Source organism: Polaromonas sp. P3_C2 (assembly GCF_056402675.1).
In genome coordinates this window covers 1-5,593 of the sequence record NZ_JBFUGX010000260.1, presented here as the reverse complement: position 1 = coordinate 5,593, position 5,593 = coordinate 1, and the positions used below count along the sequence as shown (strand labels likewise).

Sequence of the window (5,593 nt, the reverse complement as noted above, 5' to 3'; positions counted from 1 at the left end):
GCATCATCTCGCGCCGCATCCTGCCGCTGCAACTGGTGGTGTGCGCGTCACCCGCCTACATCGCGCAGCATGGCGCGCCCCAGACCATCGAAGACCTGGCCGGGCACCGCTGCACGGGCTTTCACCACACGGGCACCGGCAAGACCATGCCTTGGGAATTCAAGGTGGGTGAAGAAGTGGTGGCCCGTACCGTCGCCGCGTCCTTCCTCACCAATGACGTGGACCTTGAAGCCCGCGCTGTCGTGGCCGGCCAGGCCATCGGCCAGCTGATCGGCGCCACCGCTGCGCCGCTTGTGCGCGCCGGCCGGCTGGTGCCGCTGCTGACGCAGCATGTCACCGGGCATCTCGGCCTCTATGTCTACTACGGTAGCCGTAACGCGCAGCCTGCCCGTGCGCGGGCCTTTATCGACCTGGCGGTGGAACGGCTGGTTGGCAACACGCAGTTTTACCTGGAGCCGCATGAACTGCGGCCCCATGCCGCCGCGCGGAAAACGCGCCGCGCCCGCGCGGCCGGCTGACGCGCGGGTGTCGCGGCATCAGCGCCGCGCAGACATCTCTTTCTGTATCTTTCTTATCCATCCGTTTGCGTGCAGCCGTTTTCTTGGCGTCGCCTACAGCTGCGTTAGCCCACGGCTGACGCGCGGCAGGCCGATGTGGGAATAGATTGGGGGCCTGTACGGATGCATCAGGAAGAATAAAAAGTGTCAGCTATCCCGCGCCTTCGCTCCGCCTTTTTCACCGGCCTGGTGCTCGTGCTGATGGGAGGGGTGCTGGCCTTGCCGGGCATCTGGCTGGTGGTGCTGGGAGGTTCCTGGTATTACCTGGTGGCCGGCCTCGCATTTATATTGACGGGCATGCTGTTGATCCAGTACGGACCGATAGCATTGTGGACCTATGCACTCTTGCTGGTGGGCACACTGGCATGGGCGTTGTGGGAAGGTGGGCTCGACTGGTGGCCGCTGGCTGCGCGCGGTGGAGTGCCGTTTCTCATTGGCCTCTTCCTGCTCACCCCCATGCTTGCCCGTGCCATGCAGTCCGAAGCGCCGGGCCAATCCGGTGTGCGCGCCGGCCAGTGGGCGCTGGGCGCCGCGCTGGCGCTTTTTCTTGTGGCATCGGTGGCGACCTGGCTGCATGATGCGAATCGTGTGACGGGCATGCTGCCGCTGCCGCCCACCGGCGCATCGGCCGCGCGCCCGGCTGATGCCGTACCTGCCGGCGAATGGCATGCCTACGGGCGCACCGGCCAGGGGCAGCGCTATTCGCCGCTCAGCCAGATCACCCCTGACAACGTGGAAAACCTGGGGCTGGCGTGGCAGTACCGCACCGGTGACATGCGCGGCCAGCCRGGTGACCCGGCAGAAACCACCTTCGAGGTGACCCCGCTGAAAGTGGGCAACCGGCTTTTCCTGTGCACACCGCACCAGTCCGTCATTGCGCTGGACGCCACCACTGGCGCGGAAGCCTGGCGCTTCAATCCCGAGATCCAGGGCAAGCTCGCACTGCAGCACCTGACTTGCCGCGGCCTGTCTTACCAGCCGCCTGCCCCTGCGACTGCGGCAGCTGCCGCAGCGTCCATCGACTGCCCGGCCAAACTGTTCATGCCCACGGCAGACGGCCGCGTGATCGCCCTCAACCCCGACACCGGAAAGGTCTGCCCCTCTTTCGGCGGCGGCAAGGGGCAGATCGATCTTTGGGCCGGCATGCCCAACGTCAAGCCTGGCGCCTATTACTCCACCTCACCGGTGGTGGTCACATCCAGGCTCATCATCGTGGGCGGCACGGTGCTCGACAACGTGTCCACCAAAGAGCAGTCCGGCGTGATCCGTGCCTATGACATCAACACCGGTGCGCTGGTCTGGAACTGGGACTCGGGCAAGCCCGACGCCACCGCCCCGCTTGCGACAGGGCAAACCTACACCGCCAATTCGCCCAACAGCTGGTCCATTTCCAGCGTCGACGAAGCGCTGGGCATGGTCTATGTGCCGCTGGGCAACCAGCCGCCCGACCAGTGGGGGGGCCAGCGCAGTCCTGCCGTCGAAACCTATTCGTCGTCCGTCGTCGCGCTGGACCTGGCCACCGGCAAGGTGCGCTGGAACTTCCAGACCGTGCACCACGACCTGTGGGACTACGACGTGCCGGCCCAGCCCAGCCTGGTGGACCTCACCGTGGGCGGCAACCGGGTGCCCGCGCTGGTCCAGCCCACCAAGCAGGGTGAGATCTTTGTGCTGGACCGCCGCACCGGCACACCGCTTTTGCCCGTGGTGGAAACACCGGCACCGCAGGGCGCTGCACAGGGTGACCGCACCGCGCCCACGCAACCGAATTCGGCACTCTCATTCAACCCGCCGCCGCTGACGGAACGCGACATGTGGGGCGCCACCCTGTTCGACCAGCTCTATTGCCGCATTGCTTTTCACCGGCTGCGTTATGAGGGCCGCTTCACGCCGCCTTCCACGCAGGGCTCGCTGATCTATCCCGGCAACTTCGGCGTGTTCAACTGGGGCGGCGTGGCGGTGGACCCGGAGCGGCAGATGGTCTTCGCCACACCGACCTACCTGGCCTTTGTCTCCAAACTCGTGCCGCGCACGGACGACACCAGCCTCATGGTGCAGGGCAAGGAGCGGCCCGAAGGCAGCCTGCCCTCGCTCAATGAAAACTTCGGTGCGCCCTTTGCTGTCAAGCTCAGCGCGTTTGTGTCGCCGCTGGGCATTCCGTGCCAGGCGCCGCCCTGGGGCTACGTGGCCGGCGCCGACCTGACGACGGGCGCCATTGCCTGGCAGCATAAAAACGGCACCGTGCGTGACCTGGCCCCCGTGCCCCTGCCTTTCCGCATGGGTGTGCCCAATCTGGGTGGGCCGCTGACCACGGCGGGCGGCGTGGCCTTCCTGTCCGGCACGCTCGACTATTACGTGCGTGCCTACGACGTGAACACCGGCAAGGAAATCTGGAAGAGCCGCCTGCCCGCCGGCGGCCAGGCCACGCCCATGACCTACACCGGCGCAGATGGCCGGCAATACCTGCTAGTAGTGGCCGGCGGCCATGGGTCACTGGGGACGCGTGCGGGGGACTATGTGCGGGCTTATGCGTTGCCGCGCTAGTTGAGCCGCTCCTATCCGGCCCGGCTCATGACGTCGGCAACCCAATCCACGAACACGCGCACGCGCGGCGACAGTTGCCGGTGGTGCGGGTACAGCACCGACACCGGCATGGGCGCGGGCCGGAAAGCGGCCAGCACTTCAACCAGTGTGCCCGCCTCGAGTTGCGCGGCCAGGTGGTAGCGCGGCACCTGGATAAAACCCAAGTGCGCGGCGCAGCAGGCTTTGTAGGCGTCGGCGTCCGTCACCGCGACCGGGCCCTTGAGCTGCACCTGACGCGGCGCGCCGTCCACGATGAAGTCAAAGGGCAGCGCCTTGCCGGTGCGGCTGGATAAAAAATTCACCGCGCGGTGCCCGCGCAGGGCCTCCAGTGTTTCGGGCGTGCCGTGTTTTGCCAGGTACTCGCGGCTCGCGCAGGTCACCTGTTCGAGCAAGGCCACGCGCCGCCCCACCATGCTGGACTCGGCCAGCTCGCCCACGCGCAGCACGCAGTCCACTCCCTCGCGCACCAGGTCCACCAGCCGGTCGCCCATGCCGATCTCCAGCTCGATGTCCGGGTAGCGCTCAAAAAAATCACCAATCACCGGCAGCAAAAAATGCTTGGCCAGCGTGCCGTGCAAATCCACCCGCAGCTTGCCGCGCGGCTTGCTGCCCGTGTTGACAAAGGCCGACTCGGCTTCCTCCAGGTCGGTCAACAGGCGCAGGCAGCGCTCGTAATACGCCGCGCCGTCCTGCGTGGGGCTGACATGCCGCGTCGTGCGCTGCAACAGCCGCGCGCCCAGGCGTTTTTCAAGCTGCTGCACCGCATGCGTCACCGTGGCGCGCGGCAGCAGCAGGTCGTCGGCCGCCTTCGTAAAACTGCCCAGCTCGACGATGCGGGTGAACAGCTGCATCGAATGAAAACGGTCCATAACGCGTGCTTCTATTGTTGGTATTTATTGAACAATGATGGCAAGTTTACGGTATTTATCGTGTGTGGATTGAATAGAACAATACCTTCACTGGCTCACCAAAGGCGCACAACACACGCAGCACCCCGGGCGGTCAGAACCAACCCACTTTTAACCATCAGGAGTTTCAAATGACCGCTTCCAGCAACAACGCCACCCAGGTGGCCATCGTCACCGGCGCCTCGCGCGGCATAGGCGCGGCCGTCGCTCGGCGCTTGGCACAAGAGGGCTACGCCGTCGTCATCAACTATGCCGGCCAGGCTGAAGAAGCCCAGGCCGTTGTGCAGTCCATCATGGCCAGCGGCGGCCAGGCCGTTGCCGTGCAGGCCGACGTCGCCAGTTCCGCCGCCGTCACGCAGCTGTTCGATGACAGCATCCAGGCCTTTGGCCGCGTCGATGTGCTCATCAACAACGCCGGCATCATGCCGCCCAGCCTGCCGGCGCTGGCCGACACCGACGACGACACCTTTGACCGCCTCTTCGCCGTCAACGTCAAGGGCACATTCAACACCCTGCGCGAAGCCGCCGCGCGCCTGCAGCCCGGCGGGCGCATCGTCAACTTCTCGACCAGCGTGATCGGTCTGGCCCTGCCCGGCTACGCGATCTACGGCGCCACCAAGAGCGCGGTGGAAACCTTCACCAACATCATGGCCAAAGAGCTGCGCGGCAAAAACATCCGCATCAACGCGATTGCTCCCGGCCCTACGGCCACTGCGCTTTTCCTCAACGGCAAAACGCCCGAGACGATTGAGCGCATGTCCAAGATGGCGCCGCTCGAACGCCTGGGCACGCCGGAGGACATCGCCAGTGCGGTTGCTTTCCTCGTGAGCGACAACGCGGCCTGGGTCAACGGCCAGACGTTGCGTGCGAATGGTGGCGTCGTCTAAGCGCACGTACTTCTACAAGCCATCAAGCACTCTTTTCAAACCCTTTCCAGAAAGACACACATCATGAAATCCGTCATCCTGGTCACCGGTGCATCCACCGGCATCGGCCACCTCACCGTCCGCTCACTGGCCCAGGCCGGCCACACCGTCTACGCCAGCATGCGCGACATCCAGGGCCGCAACGCACCCAAGGTGCGTGAGCTGCGCGATTGGAGTTTTGCCAACGGCTTCGATCTGCGTGCTGTTGAGCTCGACGTGCTGTCGCAAGCTTCCGCAGACGCCGCCGTGGCGCACATCATGGCCGAGCAAGGTCGCCTGGACGTCATCGTGCACAACGCCGGCCACCTGGTGGTCGGGCCCGCCGAGGCCTACACGCCCGAAGAAATCGTCAAGGTGCTGGACACCAACTTCCTGGGCAGCCAGCGCGTGAACCGCGCTGTGTTGCCGGTGATGCGCAAGGCCGAAGCTGGCTTGGTGCTGTGGGTCAGCAGCAGCACGGTGCGCGGCGGCTTCCCGCCTTTCCTCGGCCCTTACGCCGCCGCCAAGGCTGCGATGGATTCGATGGCCGTGACCATGTCGTACGAGCTCGCCCGCTTCGGCATCGAGACCTCCATCGTGGTGCCCGGCGCCTTCACCAAAGGCACGGCGCACTTCCCCAGCG

5 protein-coding genes are annotated in these 5,593 nt (G+C 65.5%); 4 read left to right on the top strand and 1 reads right to left on the bottom strand.

Going from position 1 to position 5,593, the window contains the following annotated elements:
- Window positions 1–518: substrate binding domain-containing protein (locus tag AC1DWI_RS12280; protein ID WP_477724920.1), on the top strand; the 518-nt coding region annotated here is incomplete at its 5' end.
- A 183-nt stretch (window positions 519–701) separates the two neighbouring features.
- On the top strand, window positions 702–3,098 hold the full coding sequence (locus AC1DWI_RS12275; RefSeq protein ID WP_477670507.1) for a glucose/quinate/shikimate family membrane-bound PQQ-dependent dehydrogenase: 2,397 nt from the start codon (window positions 702–704) through the stop codon (window positions 3,096–3,098).
- A gap of 11 nt (window positions 3,099–3,109) precedes the next feature.
- Here AC1DWI_RS12275 and AC1DWI_RS12270 read toward each other — a convergent pair whose 3' ends face one another.
- Window positions 3,110–4,006 (bottom strand): LysR family transcriptional regulator, encoded by an 897-nt coding sequence (locus AC1DWI_RS12270; protein WP_477670508.1) that lies wholly within the window; start codon window positions 4,004–4,006, stop codon window positions 3,110–3,112.
- Between the two features lie 170 nt (window positions 4,007–4,176).
- On the opposite strand from AC1DWI_RS12270, the gene AC1DWI_RS12265 reads away from it, so the two are divergent.
- Window positions 4,177–4,932 carry a glucose 1-dehydrogenase gene (locus tag AC1DWI_RS12265; protein ID WP_477670509.1) on the top strand — a complete coding sequence of 252 codons (756 nt, stop codon included), beginning with the start codon at window positions 4,177–4,179 and terminating at the stop codon, window positions 4,930–4,932.
- A gap of 63 nt (window positions 4,933–4,995) precedes the next feature.
- The coding region (locus AC1DWI_RS12260; RefSeq protein ID WP_477724919.1) for an SDR family NAD(P)-dependent oxidoreductase at window positions 4,996–5,593 on the top strand (598 nt) is incomplete at its 3' end.